This window comes from Streptomyces sp. BA2 (assembly GCF_009769735.1).
Classification (GTDB): domain Bacteria; phylum Actinomycetota; class Actinomycetes; order Streptomycetales; family Streptomycetaceae; genus Streptomyces.
In genome coordinates this window covers 5,114,080-5,130,378 of record NZ_WSRO01000002.1, presented here as the reverse complement: position 1 = coordinate 5,130,378, position 16,299 = coordinate 5,114,080, and the positions used below count along the sequence as shown (strand labels likewise).

At 69.9% G+C, this 16,299-nt stretch carries 14 protein-coding genes; 13 read left to right on the top strand and 1 reads right to left on the bottom strand.

The features are described from left to right. Nucleotides 1–111 precede the first annotated feature (111 nt). The 12 genes from E5671_RS45480 to E5671_RS25835 all read left to right on the top strand — a co-directional run bounded on the left by E5671_RS45480 (nt 112) and on the right by E5671_RS25835 (nt 13,290). On the top strand, nt 112–297 hold the full coding sequence (locus E5671_RS45480) for a zinc finger domain-containing protein (protein ID WP_202121263.1): 186 nt from the start codon (nt 112–114) through the stop codon (nt 295–297). Nucleotides 298–323: 26 nt separating this feature from the next. Further along, nucleotides 324–1,154, top strand: coding sequence for a hypothetical protein (locus tag E5671_RS45475; protein ID WP_202121262.1), 831 nt, complete (start codon nt 324–326; stop codon nt 1,152–1,154). 309 nt (nt 1,155–1,463) lie between these two features. Next, the gene (locus tag E5671_RS25885) at nt 1,464–2,297 is read left to right on the top strand and encodes a hypothetical protein (protein ID WP_160506322.1); all 834 of its coding nucleotides are present in this window, start codon (nt 1,464–1,466) and stop codon (nt 2,295–2,297) included. Nucleotides 2,298–2,780: 483 nt separating this feature from the next. Beyond that, the gene (locus tag E5671_RS25880; protein WP_160506321.1) at nt 2,781–3,602 is read left to right on the top strand and encodes a hypothetical protein; all 822 of its coding nucleotides are present in this window, start codon (nt 2,781–2,783) and stop codon (nt 3,600–3,602) included. A gap of 64 nt (nt 3,603–3,666) precedes the next feature. After that, on the top strand, nt 3,667–4,200 hold the full coding sequence (locus tag E5671_RS25875) for a hypothetical protein (protein ID WP_160506320.1): 534 nt from the start codon (nt 3,667–3,669) through the stop codon (nt 4,198–4,200). An 82-nt stretch (nt 4,201–4,282) separates the two neighbouring features. After that, nucleotides 4,283–4,687 (top strand): hypothetical protein, encoded by a 405-nt coding sequence (locus tag E5671_RS25870; protein WP_160506319.1) that lies wholly within the window; start codon nt 4,283–4,285, stop codon nt 4,685–4,687. Nucleotides 4,688–5,530: 843 nt separating this feature from the next. Continuing rightward, nucleotides 5,531–6,076, top strand: coding sequence for a helix-turn-helix domain-containing protein (locus tag E5671_RS25860; protein WP_443032696.1), 546 nt, complete (start codon nt 5,531–5,533; stop codon nt 6,074–6,076). A gap of 4 nt (nt 6,077–6,080) precedes the next feature. Next, complete coding sequence (locus E5671_RS25855; protein ID WP_160506316.1) at nt 6,081–7,331, top strand: PBSX family phage terminase large subunit; 1,251 nt, start codon at nt 6,081–6,083, stop codon at nt 7,329–7,331. A 617-nt stretch (nt 7,332–7,948) separates the two neighbouring features. Further along, a complete protein-coding gene (locus E5671_RS25850) occupies nt 7,949–9,418 on the top strand; it encodes a phage portal protein (RefSeq protein WP_160506315.1) in 1,470 nt (489 codons plus the stop codon). A 492-nt stretch (nt 9,419–9,910) separates the two neighbouring features. Beyond that, nucleotides 9,911–12,148 (top strand): phage minor capsid protein, encoded by a 2,238-nt coding sequence (locus E5671_RS25845; RefSeq protein WP_160510415.1) that lies wholly within the window; start codon nt 9,911–9,913, stop codon nt 12,146–12,148. Nucleotides 12,149–12,150: 2 nt separating this feature from the next. Continuing rightward, nucleotides 12,151–12,342, top strand: a complete 192-nt coding sequence (locus E5671_RS25840) for an Rmf/CrpP fold protein (RefSeq protein WP_160506314.1) — start codon at nt 12,151–12,153, stop codon at nt 12,340–12,342. 39 nt (nt 12,343–12,381) lie between these two features. Continuing rightward, nucleotides 12,382–13,290 carry a phage tail protein gene (locus E5671_RS25835; RefSeq protein ID WP_160506313.1) on the top strand — a complete coding sequence of 303 codons (909 nt, stop codon included), beginning with the start codon at nt 12,382–12,384 and terminating at the stop codon, nt 13,288–13,290. Between the two features lie 62 nt (nt 13,291–13,352). On the opposite strand, the gene E5671_RS25830 is transcribed toward E5671_RS25835, so the two are convergent. After that, entirely contained in the window at nt 13,353–13,505 is a 153-nt protein-coding gene (locus E5671_RS25830) for a hypothetical protein (RefSeq protein ID WP_160506312.1), read from the bottom strand. Between the two features lie 149 nt (nt 13,506–13,654). Between E5671_RS25830 and E5671_RS25825 the strand changes: the two genes are divergently transcribed. Beyond that, nucleotides 13,655–16,258, top strand: a complete 2,604-nt coding sequence (locus E5671_RS25825; protein WP_160506311.1) for a hypothetical protein — start codon at nt 13,655–13,657, stop codon at nt 16,256–16,258. Nucleotides 16,259–16,299 lie beyond the last annotated feature (41 nt).

Sequence of the window (16,299 nt, the reverse complement as noted above, 5' to 3'; positions counted from 1 at the left end):
GCAGAGCCCCACGCACTCACCCGTTCCACCACCCCGCGACCGGACGCGGGCCCGCCCACGCGCGGGCCCGCACGCGATACCGCCCACCACTGACATCAGGAGCGCCCCGCCATGCCGCCTCGCACCCACCCCGCCCCGGACGTTGACGACGCCCCCGCGCTGCACCTGCCCGCGATCAGCGTCGCGTGCCCGACGTGCGGCTCACAGCCCGACGCCCTGTGCACCTCGCACAGCGGCACCCGCCCGCGCCGACACGACGTGCACCGCGCCCGTACCGCCGCCCACGCGCAGCGATGACCACCTCACGACAGGAGCGCCCCACCATGACCGCCGCCACCCGCCTCGCCGCCCTCGACTCCCTGCTCGGCCACGTCGCCGAGCGCCTGGTCGCCGACGAGCAGCACGTCGAGGCACGCGTCGCCGTCGTCGATGGCCGCGACACCCTCGCCGCCGTCATCATCCGCCCCGCCACCGGCACCAACGGCGAGGACTCCATCAGCGTGGAGGCCAACGCCAACGGGATCAGTAAGGCCGTCGTTGCGTACGCCCTGCGCCAGACAGCCGACCAATTCGACGCCGCCGCGCGCGCCGACGGCGACGAGCCGATCACCGCCGACGAGGCCACCGCAGAGCAGAGGGCCCGCGACGTGGTCGCCTCGCCCCCACGCGCCCTGCTCGCCGCTACCGATGTACGCGCCGCCGTTGTCCGCGGCCTCCGCTCGGCGAAGCGCCCCTCTGGCCTCGACGCCCTGCTCGCCGTCGCCGCCAACATGGCCGCCGCGCAGCAGGCCGCGGAGGAGGCGCCCGCGCTCACCGTCGCCGACGTGCGCGACGCCCTCGACTTCAACGCCGACGACCGCGACCAGGTGCTCGCCACGCTCCGCGACGTCCTGCTCGACACCACCGCAACGCGCACGCCCGAACAGGCCCTCGGCGCCGCCCGCATCATCCTCACCGCGCACGCCCAGCAGCTCGCCGCCCTGGTCGAGGCCGAGCACGCCGAGACCCGAACCCGATGGGGACTCAACCGCTCAACCCGCGGCCTGCTCACCGGGTACAGCAACGCCCGCCGCACCATCCGGACCTACGCCGACCGCCTCGCCGACGAGCAGGCCCTCGCCGAGGGCGCAGCAAACGAGCAGGTCGAGCGGTGACCCCGGCCGCCGCGGTCGCCGCGAACCTCGCTGTTGCCGTCGCCCTGCTCGCCGCCGCCGCACGACTGATCACGTGGGGACTGTCCGGCGAGCCGTCACGGGCCGACCAGTGACCCCCGCCCGGACGTGTCGGGCATGCCGCCGACCGCTACGCGCACCCTCGCCCGACGGATACGGGCCCAAGTGCCGACGCACACAGCAGCCGCCCGATGTCCGGGCCCACGGGGGCGACCTGTTCACCCTCGCCCACCAGCCACGCCCCGCACCGCCCGGACACCCCACCCTCGACGACGCCCAGGAGCAGCAGGCATGACGACCACCCCAGGCCAGCGCGCCGCCGACGACCTCGCCGCCGTCCGCGAGCAGTGGGGCGACCTGCTCGCCGCCATCGCCGAGCCGCCGCGCTCCGCCGAGTGGATGCCGTACGAGCGCCGCGGATTCCTCGACCAGCTCGCTGCCGACGACCGGCACGACGACGACCAGGCGCTCGACGAGGCCGCCGTCGGCCGTCTGCCGCTCATCCTCCGCGAGCACCCTGCGCCGGCCGACTTGCGCGCCCTCGACGCTGCCCACGACACCGAGCGCGACGTGTTCGACATGTGCGATGCCGTCGCCGAGCGCGTGCAGCTCCCCGCCCGCGACCACAACGGCCGATGGACCCTCGGCGCCGACCCGAGCGACCCGCGTCTGTGGCACCTGCCCACGTACCGCGACGCGGGCCCGACGAGCATCGCCTCGGCCGGATCACGCGCGTTCGGTCTGCACTGGGCCGCCGTCTGGCTTGAGGGCCGCGCCCTCGACGACGCGGCCGACCGCGCCCTGTTCTCCCCCACCCCCGCGCCCCTGGTCGATCAGGTCGCCGACGTTGCCCGCACCGCGCGTCGCCGCGTCGCGGCCGCCCTCGGCCGCACCGCCCGGACGATCACGCTCGACGAGCCGTGCCCGTTCTGCCGTGCGGGCAGAATCACCGTGCACAACGGAGGAGGCGACCCCCGGCAGGCTGTTGCGACCTGCTCGACCGGCCCGGCGTGCCCGGCACCCGTCGACACCGAGCGAGGCCGCCGAGCATGGCGCGGGCCCGCCCTGGTCGACCTGTTGACTGCGCTACAGGCGACGCGCGCTGAGCGACGGAGCGCGGCATAACGCAGCGGGCCGTAGAGGTGAGGGACCGCGGCGGACGGTTGGGGGCCCGGCGCCGCGGATCGCTCTAAGAGCGACGGTCAAAGATCACTGCGAAACAGTTCCACGATGACAGCCCACAGAGCGCGAACGCTCAGTGCGACCGCCACACGTGAAGCCGCCTCACGCGCGAGCTTCGACCGTTTGGTCGACGGTTGGTCGGCCATATCTCTCCTCCTTTGTCGGCGGGTCCGACCGCCCCCGGATGGCGGCCGTCGGACCCCGCCCCCCATTGAGGAGAAGAGATCGGACCAACATACCTGCGCAAGAAGGGAGTTGGGGATCCTTTGTGCGCGGCTATGCGTCTCATCACGGACACATAACGAATACTGCAATCATTGCTGTAATCATTCCCGCAATGGCTACTGTTTGGACTCCTGAAGGGTCCTCACCCCGACAGGAGCGCCGGACCTCACCCGGCACCACACCAACCAAGGGAGCGACCCCATGGGCAAGTACAACCCCGACACCGACACCGTTTGGTCAACCACGCACAGCGGCTCCATTGCGCACGCCTTCAACTCCGAGGGCCGCGCCCTGTGCAACCGCAGCATCCGCCCGCGGTCCCACGCCACGACGCACGACGACTGGGGCACCCGCGCCTGGTACGACGACTCTGCGTTCACCGTTCACGCCCGGTGCGTACAGAAACTCGACGCCGCCACGCAGGCCCCTACCGAGCAGACCGCACCGACCGCGCCCGCCGCCCCGCGCTCCGGTGAGGTCACCATTCCCGGCGGCCTCGCCGACTTCCTCGCCGACACCAACCTCGCCACCGGCGCCGACGACCACGACCCTGCCAGCAAGGCCACCCGCGAAGCCCTCGACGCCGGACGCCGCGGCCGAGGCCGCACCCTGATCATCAAGCCGGGGTCCACCGACGTCCTCAACGTCATCAGCGAGTACGCCGACTTCCTGCTCGCCGCGGACGACGTCACCGCCGCTGAACGCACCGCCGCACAGAAGTGGGTCGAGCAGGCCGGACACGCCCGCAAGCAGCTCGCCGCCGACCAGCCCAACGAGGCCACCCGCGAGGCCACCAAGACCGCGCACGCGTCCGCCGATGCCTACATCGCCCGCGAGCACCCCCACGTTGCCGCACTGCTCGCCACCGACCCTGCCGACCGCGCCGCCGCCAACGCCGAGGCCAACGGCACGTGGCGAGCCGCATGGATCGGCGAGCAGCAGGCCGCCGAAGTCCTGTTCGTCGTCGACCAGGCCGAGGAACAGGGCGCCCTGTTCGACGAACGCGCCGCACAAACCGAGTAGCCCACCCGACCGGCCCGCCCTCGCCCGAGGGCGGGCCCGACCCGGACCGACAGGAGCACCCCAGATGAGCAACGAGCAGCCACCCCGTGACGACGACCAGGACAACAGCGACAGCAGTTACGACACCGGCCGCGCCTACTCGTCAGTCGAGATCAGTCGCAGGGTGAAAGGCAGCCGACTCCAGCACACCGAGGGCGCCCGCGCCATCGCCGAGCGCATCCTCGCGGAGGTGATCCAGCACGAGCGCGACACCGCCGCCCGACGCGCCGCCGAGGGCGACCCCAACCCGTACGACCTTGACCCGCTGGAAAAGGTCCGCGACATCGCCGACGACTACGACCGACACAAGGCCACTGGGCCCGAGGCCCTTTCCGATCTCCTCGACCTACTCGCCGAGGAAGTCCTCGAACTCGCCGACGTGCGTGCACTACGCACGGCCGCCAACGCCGCCGCCGACGCCATGGGCCGTCTCGCCCTCGACGCCCGCGAGAAGGGCATGAGCGCCGACGAGATCGCCGCCGAGTCCGGATACACCGCGAGCCGGATCACTCAGTTCATCCGCGAGGAGAAGCAGCGCCGCGCCAACGCCGCCCAGTAGACCCGCACATACAGCGGGCCCGCCCGGTTCCTCACAAACCGTTGGGCGGGCCCTGACCACCGAACAGGAGCGACCCCAAACGATGGCTGAACAGAAGCCTACCCAGCGGCGTGCCCAGCCCATTGCAGGCACCCGCCCGAGCGTCCGCCTCGACGAGCAGTTCGCCCGAGACCTCGCCGTTCTCATGCAGACCGGCGACGATCTGACGACCGCCATGCGCACGGCCGTCGGCATCGTTGCCGACATGTACCGGACAGCGTGGCACTACCAGTCAGTGCCCGTCGGCACTGCGCCGACGCTTGACGCATACAAGTTCGTCGAGGCGCCGCCCGTCCCCGGCCCGCCGTCTCTCCCGTCGGTCACGCACCAAGGCCCCGTGCTGACGTCCAGCAGCAGGCAGACCAGCACTGATGACGTCCGGCAGCATCCGCAGCCGCACCGGCCGCCGCAGCGTCAGCAGGCAGGCCGACAGCCCGTCCGCCCGTAGCTGACGCCACGACAGCAGCGCCGCGCCCCGCCCGCCCGATTGTCGGCAGGCGGGGCGCAGCCGCGCTCGGCCGTCAGCAGCGCGCCCCGCGCCCGTCAGCAGCCGCGCCGACCGGACGCGCCCCCACGCACGCGCAGGCGAGCCGATCCGGCTTGCGCCGTTATCAATCCGTGACCTAATGTTGGGGCCGTCCCCGGCATGCCCGGAAACGGGCCACCTTCTCCAGCCGCGTCTCATGCCCCCAGTCGGGCTTTGCCCCCCACGCATTCCAGGAGATCGAGCAGAACGGCCCTCGCTTCGAGGTATTTGTGATAATTGCTCGGGTCCTCGGCGAATCGCGCGAGACTTCCAGGCGGGGAAACCTTCTCGCCACGGTAGACGGCTAACGAAACACTCTGAGACAGAGCCAAGCTCCAAGATTCGGCATCGTCCGCCACGTGTCCTCCTTCCGTAGGCGCCACCGCAAACCGCTCGGCGACAATGACGGTCGCAGGTCCAAACAACCGGACGAGGCGCCTTCGCACGCGAGCTTGCATATGAGGCGACAGTTTCCACGCTGCGGCCACCATGTCGCAGGCCAGATGAGATCTTTGAGCTTCAGACAAGTTCGTCCACTCAAAGCCGTGCACGTTTTGAGCAACGTGGTGGTAGTCGTGCCGCGCGAGCTGAGCTAAGGCAGCCTGACGTAGCTCCAGGAGCGCAGCGGCCCGCGCCTTCCCGACCTCCTGTCGATGCGCCACCCACGGAGCCAACAGCAGCACGACGGCCGCACCCCCAAGGGCGCCAGTCCCGATCTTGACAATGAGATCCCATGCGGCGCTCACACCGAACATTCTGAGGGTCGTGGGAGGCGCGCGGGTGACAAAGCCAATTACCGACAGAGATCGCGCAGCGGTCCGCCGCCTCCACGCCCAGGGCAAGGCCCGAAACGAGATCGCCCGAGCTATTAGGCGCAGCCCCTCGACCGTGTCGAAGATCGCCGGACAGTTCGACCCGCCCCTGTCGTTCGACCGCGCCCCGCAGGTCGAGGCCGCCACCCGCGCCCGCACCGCCGACCTCGCAGCACGCCGCGCCACCCTCGCCCTCGCACTCCAGGACGACGCCGAGCGCCTACGCACCCAGCTATGGGCACCCACCGTGCACGGCGAGTTCGCCGGCCGCGAGGGCGAGTGGCACGAGACCCACCTACCGCAACCCCGCTTCGGCGACCAACGCCAGATCATCGCGTCGGTACAGACCGCCGTCGGCACCTCCCTACGCCTCGCACCCGTCGAGGGCGGAGAGAACGCCGAGCAGGTGCGCAGCATGTTGGGCACCCTCGGCGAGGCACTGACGCAGGCCACCAACGACGACCAGGCCCTCGACGACGGGGGCACCGCCGGGGGGTGAGCCTGTGCTCGACCTCGACCGGTTGCCCCTGTCCCGCAAGCAACTCCGCTCGATTGGCCAGGCGACCGCCCGTATCAACCTCTGGCACGGCTCGGTTCGATCCGGCAAGACCATCGCATCGTTGCTGGCGTTCGTGATCGCCGTCGCCACGGCGGGCCCGTCCGGGCTCATCATCATCTGCGGCCGATCGCTGCAAACGATCGAGCGCAACGTCTTGGAGCCCCTACAGGACCGCGCACTGTTCGGTCCCCTCGCCCGTCACGTCGTGCACACCCGCGGGGCGACCACGGCGACGATCCTCGGCCGCACCGTCCACCTGATCGGCGCCGCCGACGCCCGCGCCGAGGGCCGCCTACGCGGCCTCACCGCGCAGTTGGCGTACGTCGACGAGGCAACCCTCTTGCCCGAGGGGTTTTGGGTCCAGCTTCTTGCCCGTCTGTCCGTGCCCGGCGCGCGCCTGTACGCGACGACCAACCCGGACAGTCCGCGGCACTGGCTCAAGACCGGGTATCTCGACCGCGCGGGCGAACTCAACCTTCATTCCTGGCATTTCAAGCTCGCCGACAACCCCTCACTGTCACCCGACTACGTCGCCGACCTCGCCGCCGAGTACGTCGGCCTGTGGCGACGGCGCATGATCGACGGCGCGTGGGTGGTCGCCGAGGGCGCCATCTACGACATGTGGGACGAGGCCCGCCACGTCGTCGACGAGCTGCCCGACATGCGTCGCCACTGGTGCGGCGTGGACTACGGCACCACCAACCCGTTCGCCGCGGTCCTGCTCGGCGAAGGCACCGACGGCCGCCTGTACGTGTGCGCCGAGTGGCGCCACGACTCCCGCACGGTGCACCGCAGCATGACCGACGCGCAATACAGCCGCGCCGTCCGCGCGTGGCTCGACGCCCTCGGCATCACGCCCGAGTGGACGTTCATCGACCCGAGCGCCGCGTCGTTCTCTACGCAGATGTGGCAGGACGGGCACCCCGGCCTCGCCCGCGCCACCAACGGCGTCACCGACGGAATCCGCAGCGTGTCGAGCCTGCTCGCCGCCGACCGCCTGCTCGTGCACGACTCGTGCGAGGGCCTGCTCGCCGAACTCCCCGGTTACTCCTGGGACCCCAAAGCCACCGAGCGCGGCGACGACGCCCCGATCAAGGTCGACGACCACAGCGCCGACGCCCTGCGCTACGTCGTCCACTCCACCGCGCACGAGTGGCGTCACCTGCTCTCAGCTACCACCGACTTCGCGCTGTGACCTCTCCAGGGGAATGCGCCAAGGCGCACCTGATCAGCGTCGTGTCGAGCACGCAAGCCATTTGAGGGCCCCACAAGGTTTCAGGGCCCCATCTCACCTGAGCGAGAGCGGGACCCTGAAGTCTTTTCGCCCGCAGCTACTCCATAGGGATATCTGTGTGAGGAATGTAGCTGGTGGGGCGGTGGTCTAGACCCGGGATAGGGCCGGGGCCAGGGCGGTAGAGAGGGATGTCCGTGTGAGGAATGTAGCTGGTGGGACGGCGGTCTAGACCCGGGATGGAGTCCGTGTCGATCTCAAAATCGAGACGAATCTTGCGACGCGGGCGATCGTTTTCCATTCTGGTGCTCCTGTGAGTTGATCCAGAAAGACCAACCTTAGATTACCGCAAAATTCAAGAATAGAGGCTGCCGTTATTTGTTCACTACTGCTTCAGGACTCCGGGGTTATTTGGCGCATATTGCATGAGAGCGATAGGGGAGATTCATTTCGACACTAAAGCGACTGCTGTTGCCGTTGTTAGTACCGCCCTAAGAGTTCCATCAACGCCTGCTGTGCCGACTGCGGCAGCAGTTCCTTGATCCCCGTATCTACTTTCACACCAGAGGAGGTGAGCCCCGATGGCACTGCCCGAGAACGGCGCAGCGTGGCCGCCCCCGCAGTGGGCCCCGTACTACGCCGAGATGCGCGTCGACGACGCGTGGTACTCCGGTGACACGCGCCGCCTCGCCCGCATCCGCGGCGAGCACGACGAGGCCCCAACCCGCCGCGGCCCGTGGAATCGGCGCCGCGCCCAGCCCGCCCGACTGCGTGGCCGCCTGCACGTGCCGTTGCCGTCCGACATCGCCGCCGTGAGCGCTCACCTGTTGTTCGGCGACATGCCGTCTGTGAGCGTCGACGACAAGGCCACACAGGATCGCCTTAACACCCTGGTCGACGAAGGCGCGATACAGCAGACCTTGCACGGAGGCGCCGAGCAGGGATCGGCCCTGTCCGGGGTGTATCTCCGCGCCACGTGGGACCGCGACCTGATCGACCGGCCGATTCTGTCCGTCGTGCAGCCCGACAACGTCGCCCCCGAATTCCGGTGGGGGATGCTGCGGGCCGCGACCCTGTGGCGTGACCTCTCTGGCTCGACCGCCTCGACCATGTTCCGGCACGTCGAGCGGCACGAGCCGGGCCGCATCCTGCACGGCCTCTATGAGGGCACCCCCGACAGTCTCGGCCGCGCCGTGCCCTTGGCCGAGCACCCCGAGACCGCCGATCTTGCGGGCAGTCTCGGCGAGGACGGCGTCACCGTCACCACCGGTATCACCGATCTCACGATCGTCTACGTGCCGAACATCGGGCCCAACAGGGTGCACCGGTCGAGCCCGATGGGGCGTAGCGACTTCCAGGGCATCCGGGACGTGTTCGAGGCCATTGACGACGTGTGGACGTCTTGGATGCGCGACATCCGCCTCGCCCGTGCACGGCTGATCGTCCCCGACGGGTACCTACGGGACTACGGGCCCGGACAGGGCGCAGGGTTCGACGACGACCGCGAGGTCTGGCATTCGCTGAAGATGCCGCCCAATGAGGGCAGCGCAATCACGTTGAGCCAGTTCGAGATCAGGGTCGAGGAGCACCAGCGGAGCACCGAGGCACTGACTCGGCAGGCCGCCCAGTCGGCCGGATACAGCGCCCAGTCATTCGGCCTCGACGCCAACGGCTCCCCGATCACCGCGACCGAAGTCGACAGCCGTGACGCCCTGTCCATGGTCACCCGCAAGAAGAAAACCGGGTATTGGCGTCAGCCTCTCGCGCACATCCTGCACGTCCTGTTGCAGCTCGACGCCGTGCACTTCGCCCGCGCGATCAAACCGGATCGCCCCCGCGTCGAGTTCGGCGACGGCGTCGCCGAGAGCGAGCAGAGCACGGCGACAACCCTCGACCTGCTCGCCCGCGCCGGCGCCGTATCAACCGCGACCAAGGTTCGGTGGCTGCACCCCGAGTGGGAAGACGGCGAGGTAAACGTCGAGGTCGCCGCGATCCTTCGGGAGACCGGCGCCGCGGATGCACCCGACCCAGGCGGTACGTACCCGTTGTGAAATCTCAGGGCGGGGAAAGCTGCGGGCACCCCCGCCCTGACGCTACATGCGCCCCCGATCGCACGTTTCGGCATTGCCGCAGCCGCAGCACTGAGGGTAGCTAGAGGGCTTGGGAGCCCTCGTTACATGGAAGCACCGCTCCTTACGGTCACTTCGTGATGCGGTGGCAAACCGATTCCACAACTGCTATGGAGTGCTCAGACCCCGAGCAGTGTTCGTCCAGCGCAAGCGTTCCGCTGACCAGGTAGAAGGCAACCGCTGCGACAGCGGACAGCGCCTTGATGCCACCCAAGTTGATACCGCTGGCCCTGACTCGGAACCCTCGTGCCGCGCTACCAACGACCTTCGGTATCCGCCGAGCCACGGGGTTCCCGGAGTTTGGTCCGTTACTCACTTCTGCCTCCTTGACGAGATCGCCCGCCGGTTGGCGGCCGCTTCAAGTCTGGCAGCAACAGGGGTAGTTGGAGGTGGAGCGTGCCAATTCATCCCGGCATGGTCGAGCATCTGGCCGCAGCCTCGCGCGACATTTACGCGAGCGCCGAAGAACGGCTGCTCGGTATCATCGCGCGCCAGCTCGCCCAGGGCCTCGACGCACCCGGATGGGTCGAGGCCAAGCTCGCCGCCGTGCAGCAGCTCAGGCGAGCCGCACAGGCCGTCGTCGACGAGTTGGGGCGCGCGACACAGCTCGAAGTGTGGGATGCGGTCGCCGAGGCATACAACACAGGTCACCGCGCCGCGGTCGCCGAGTTGGGCGCCCTGTCCGATGACGCCCGCGCCCTGGTCGAGGACCGCACGCCGAACGCACAGGCCATTGACCGTCTCGCACAGGAAGCGGTCGACGTCGTCACAGCGACGCACCGCGGCATTCTGCGGGCTGTTGTTGACGTCTTTCGGGCCGTCGTGGCGTCCGTGGCCGCAACGTCCCTGCTCGGCACCGGCACCCGCCGACAGGCCACACAGGACGCCATGCGGGCGTTTGCCGACCGCGGCATACGCGCGTTCGTCGACAAGGCGGGCCGCCGCTGGTCGCTCCCCTCGTACGCCGAGATGGCCGTACGGACGGCGACCGCACGGGCCGCGACCGAGGCCCACATGCGCACCCTCGCCGAGCACGGCGTCGACCTGGTCATCGTCAGCGACGCCCCGCGCGAGTGCCCGCTGTGCCGCCCGTGGGAGGGCAAGGTACTCACGATCGGTGGCCCTGCAGGGGTTCGTACGGTCGAGGCCGAGCACGCCACCGAGGACGGCCGTATGGTCCCCGTCCGCGTCGCCGGAAGCCTCGACGAAGCACGCGCCCGTGGGTTGCAGCACCCGAACTGTCGGCACTCCGTGAGCGCCTACACCCCCGGATTGACCCGCATCGAGCAGGCCACCAGCGACCCCGCCGGATACGAGGCCGGGCAACGGCAGCGCGCCATCGAGCGGAACATACGCAAGTGGCGCCGCCGCGAGGCCGCCGCCACAACGCCCGAGGAGAAGCGCGCCACCGGCGCCAAGGTCCGGGCGTGGCAAGGCGCCATGCGCCAGCACCTCGCCGGCCACCCCGACTTGCGCCGACTCAGGCACCGCGAGCAGGAAGGGGCAAGCAACCTCCCCGCTTCGCCCCGTCCGCCCGCGCCCGATCAGGTCGAGCGGGCCCGCGTGTGGTCGGGCGACGAGCGCACCGTGCGCGAGATGAGCGACGACCAGCTCGCCGCCGCCCTGCGTACACCGCTTGACGACCGCGCTCGCCGCCGGATCGAGGCCGAGGCCGACCGCCGCGACCTCGCCGCCCTGCTCGACCGCGCCGCACCCCGCGGGCGCCTGGTCGAGGATCTGCTCGGCCTGTCCGACGACGACCTCGCCCGTCTGTTCGCCCACGTCGACGACGCCGACCAGGTGCGCATCATGGCCGAGACCGACCGACGCGACCGCGCCGGACAACTCCCCGACGTGCGCCCCGATCTGGTCGGCCTGTCCGACGCCCAGCTCGCCGCCCGCTACCGCGACGCCGGTAGAGGTCCCGAGGCCGCCGCCATCGCCGCGGAGGCCGCCCGCCGCGACCTGCTCTCCAGGCTGTACCCCGGTGGGAACCTGCTCGCCGATCTGACGGGGGTGGGCGACGACGACCTCGCATGGGCCATGCAGTACGCCGACACCGCCGAACTACTGCGCATCGCCGCGGAGATGGACCGGCGCGACGCCGTCGAGCTACCCCCGCCCGCCAGCACCGGCGACCCTGTCGAGGGCCTACTCGCCGACCGCGACGCCCTCGCCGAGGCCATGGGCGACCATGTGCCCGGCCCGGCCGCATGGGGCGCCCTCGCCGCCGACCAGGCCCTCGACGACCACCTCGACGACGACGCGTTTTGGGCCGACCTACGCGACGCCGCCGCCGCACAGCACCGCGGCGACGACGACGAGGACCAGGACGAGCGGCACCTCATCACCCGCCGCGAGGCCCGCGCCCTGTACGACGAGTACGTGTATCGGCAGTACCTACAGGCCGAAGCAGACTGCCGCGGCTACCTGCTCAGCAAGAAGGCCCAGGCCGCCGGGCACGCCCCGGTATCCCTGTTCAGCGGGCCCGCACGCATCGCGCACGCGCGGGCGTCCGACGAGCTGAAAGAGTGGTGGGCCGAACACGGCCGGTTGACTCAGGCAGAGTTCATCGAGCAGGTGACCGGCAAGCCGCAGCGATGGGCCGAAGGCGCCCGCCATCACGAGTCGGACCACCAGAACAAGAGGTGACCATGGGCACGCGCGAGGACATCGTGAGGGCAGTCACGGCAGGCCGCGAGGCAGGCCGCAGGGGCGACGAGCCGACCACGTGCCCGCACCCGAGCACGTCGACACTGCGGACCGCATGGATACGCGGGTACGCCGAGCAGCGCCCCGCCCCGCAACTGGTCGCCGACGACGGCGACCAGGACCCCGACGGCTAAGACTCAGTCCCGGATATTGAACTTCTCCGGCGTCCCGCCTTGGCCCTCAACGCGAGCATGTTCGCCTCGCCTGTGTTCTGGATCGTCGCCGCGATCGTCGCCCTGGTCGCCGTGGTGGTGTTGATCGCCACCAAGACGGATTGGTTCCAACAGGCGTGGTCGGTGGCATGGGGCTTCATCAAGTCGACCACCGACACAGTCGTTGCGGGCATCGGCTCGGTACTGAACTGGTTCGGTTCTCTGCCTGGCAAGTTGGGCGGCTGGTTCGGCAGCGCGAAGGATGCCGCGATCCGCAAACTCCTTGAGCTGCACATTTGGCTTACCGGTCTGCCCGGCCGTGCCGCATCCGCGCTCGCCGGACTGCCGGGCAGTCTGCGCCGCTCGGCCGTGACTGGCTTTCAGGCGTTCCGCACGGCCGCCGGACAGAAGGCATCCGACTTCATCGCGTGGGTTCGGGGCATGCCCCGCCGCATCGCGAGCGGCATCGGCTCTCTGGCCTCCCTGCTCACCGGGAAGGGCCGCGATGTGGTGCGCGGTCTGTGGAACGGCATCAAGGGCATGGGCGGCTGGATCAAGGACAAGCTGATCAGCTGGGCCAAGGCCATGATTCCGGGCCCGATCGCCGACGCGCTCGGCATCAACTCGCCCTCCCGCGTCATGGCGCAGGAAATCGGCCAGTGGATTCCCGCCGGTGTCGTCGACGGCATCGAGGCGGGACAGGGCGCGGTCGATCGCAGCATGCGAAACCTGGTTTCCACGCCCACCCCCGGACAGGCCACCGCCGCCGCCATGGCCGCACAGACCAGCGCCGCCACTGGCGGTGCGGGCGCGGGTGGCGGGCGAATCGTCATCGACGTCACCGGCGCAGACGGCGAATGGAAGCGCGTGATCCGCCGCATGGTCCGCGTCGACGGCCGCGGCTCCGTACAGACCGCTTTCGGCACCTGATGACGGCGGCACCCTTAGGGCATCCGCCGTCATCTGACACTTACGTCACGGGGCCGCGCGGCCTACCACAATTCCGAGAAATTGACCGCGACGTTTGAGTTGCCCTGATTGATCGCAGTAAACGCGGGGCCATCGTCCGCCGACGCTGGCGCGGCGCCGACCAGGGCCGCAACCGCGGTCATGGCGAGGGCTGTGATCACTGTCCGGATGCGCATTGGGTGTCTCCTTCTGAGGTTGCCCGACGCTCCGCAGGGTTCTCCAAACGATCTCTGCACACTGCCGAATGCGTCAGTTCCACCCGATTGAACCTGCATCTTCACCCAAACGGCTGACCTTCTTTGACATCTGAAAGGAGGTGCCGACCGTGGCATTCCCCGATGATCCGCTCGGTGTACGCGTCGAGCTGCAACTCGGCGGCGAATGGCTCGACATCACCGCCGACGTCTACACCGAGAACCCCATCACCATCACCCGCGGGCGCCCCGACGAGGGCGCCCGCACGGATGCGGCCACCTGTGCTTTCGTCTTGGACAACACCAGTGGCCGCTACTCGCCCCGTAATCCGCGCAGTGACCTGTACGGGTTGCTCGGCCGCAACACCCCCGTACGTGTGTCCATCGCCCCGTTCGGCCCCGCCGGGCCGCGCCTGGTCCGCTTCCTGGGCGAAGTCCCCGGATGGCCGGTGAAGTGGGGTACTCCGCACGACATACGGGTGTCCGTGACGGCTGCGGGCATCCTGCGCCGCCTCGGGCAGGGCGCTGCGCCGCTGCACTCCGCGATGCACCGTGAGTTCTCCAACCCGGCCCGCACGTCGATCGTGGCGTACTGGCCGCTTGAGGACGGCGCGGGGGCGACCGAGTTCGCTTCGGCGATGCCCGGCGCGGCTCCCATGCGCATCACGATGACCGGGATCAAACCCGCCGCCTACACCGGTCACCTGGCATCCGACGCGTTGCCCACCCTGGGCGAGGGCGCGGCTACCGGCACCGTTCCCACCTACCCTGCCACCGGGGAAAACGCCCTGCGCTTCTTCGCCGCGTTCCCGGACACCGCACCCGAAGCCGAGACCGTGCTGTGCAGCTTCGCCACCACCGGCATCATCTCGCGGTGGACCATCACGCTGCGCCCCGACGGGCGGCTGAGCATGTACGGCCGCAACGCCCTGGGGATCGAGTTCGTCCGCCTGACGGGCGGGGGGAACTCCCTGCTCGGCAAGAAGGTCAACATCGGCCTTGACCTCATAGACAACGGCCCTTTCACCGACTGGCGGCTCTACTACGTCGACCTCGACGCCTACACCTACGAAGGCGGTCCGGTCCCGTCGTGGAGCGGCGACACGGTCAACAACGCCGTCGGCCGGATCACTCACATCACAGTGGGCGGCGGAAAGGCGGGCGAGGTCGCCGTCGGGCATGTCGTCCTGGCCAACACCGCCGCCGCGTACACCGGGACCGGCGTCGCGTTGATCGGATGGGCGGGCGAGAGCCTGTCCAACCGGCTGCAACGCATCGCCAGCGAAGAAAAGATTCCGTTCACCTACACCGGGCGCCCCAATGCGGCCGGTACCCGCCTCGGCGCGCAGACTGTCGCCGCCCTGCTCGACCTCTTCCAGGATGCTGCGGACGCCGACGGCGGGGCGTTCTATGAGCAGCGCGACGCGCTCGCGCTGGCCTACCGCACCCGCGCCACCCTCTACACCCAGGCGCCCGCGCTCGCCCTCGACTACGCCGCCCGTGAGGTGGTCGCCCCGCTCGAACCGGTCGACGACGACCAGGTCGTACGCAATGACGTCACGGTGCAGCGCACGGGCGGCAGCTCGGCGCGCGCGGTGTGCGAGAGCGGCCCCCTCTCGGTTCTGGCGCCGCCGGACGGTATCGGGCGGTACACCGAGAGCCGGACTCTCAACCTGTACTCCGATGATCAGTGTTCGCCCTACGCGTGGTGGGGACTGCACCGCGGCACGTGGGATGAAGCGCGCTACCCGTCCGTGTCGGTGGCGCTGCATGAGGCGCCGCATCTGGCCGAGGCGGTCGCCGCGGTCGACGTCGGCGACCGCGCCAACATCCTTCGCCCGCCCCCGTGGCTCCCGCCCGGCACGGTCGAGCTACTCGTCGAGGGCTACACCGAGACCCTCGGCGTGTACACGTGGGAGGTCACGTTCACCTGCTCGCCCGGCGGTCCGTGGCTGGTCGCCACCCTCGACGACACCGAGTACGCGACCGCCGCAAGCGACGGCACCGAACTGGCCGCCGCCCTCGACCAGGCCGCGACCGTCCTCGACGTACGGACCACCGCGGGCCCGCCATGGCCCACGGCCGCGCTCCCGCTGAACACCACCGGCGACATGCCCGAGGGCCTGGTCGGCTGGACCCCCTACGGCGGCACCCTCGCCCGCATCCCCACCCCGGACCGCGGGGCGGGCATGGGGGCGTGGTCCGTGCAGTTCACCCCCGACGGCGTCGAGGAGTACCCCAACGTCGGAAGCGATCTCCTGCCCGTCACGGCGGGCACCCGCTACACGGTCGCCGGATGGATGCACAGCGCCGTCACGCGAACCAACGACCTCGACATCAACTGGTTCGATGCCGCGGGCGAGTACCTCGACACCGCCGCCAGCAGTCAGGCCGTGACCGCGGGCGCATGGGTCTGGTTCGAAGAGGCGTTCACCGCACCAACCGGCGCGGCATTCGCCAACATCGCGGCCACCGTGCCCGACTTCCCCCCGGCCACCGACGTACTCACCGCGACCCGCCTCACCCTGCGCCCCACCCTCGACGGCGAGGCGCTCGGCGTGTTCCCCATCGCCGTGCAGATCGGCGGCGAGCGGCTCGACGTGCACGGCATCGCGCCGTCCGTGACCGCCGGACACCAGGCGTTCACCGTCACCCGCGGCACGGACGGCCTCACCCTCGCCCACCCCGCAGGCAGCGCCGTGCACCTCGCCCGCCCTGCTCTCGCCGCTCTTTAAGGAGGCGCCCCCCTTGTCCACGCCCGTCGCCCAGTGGCTAC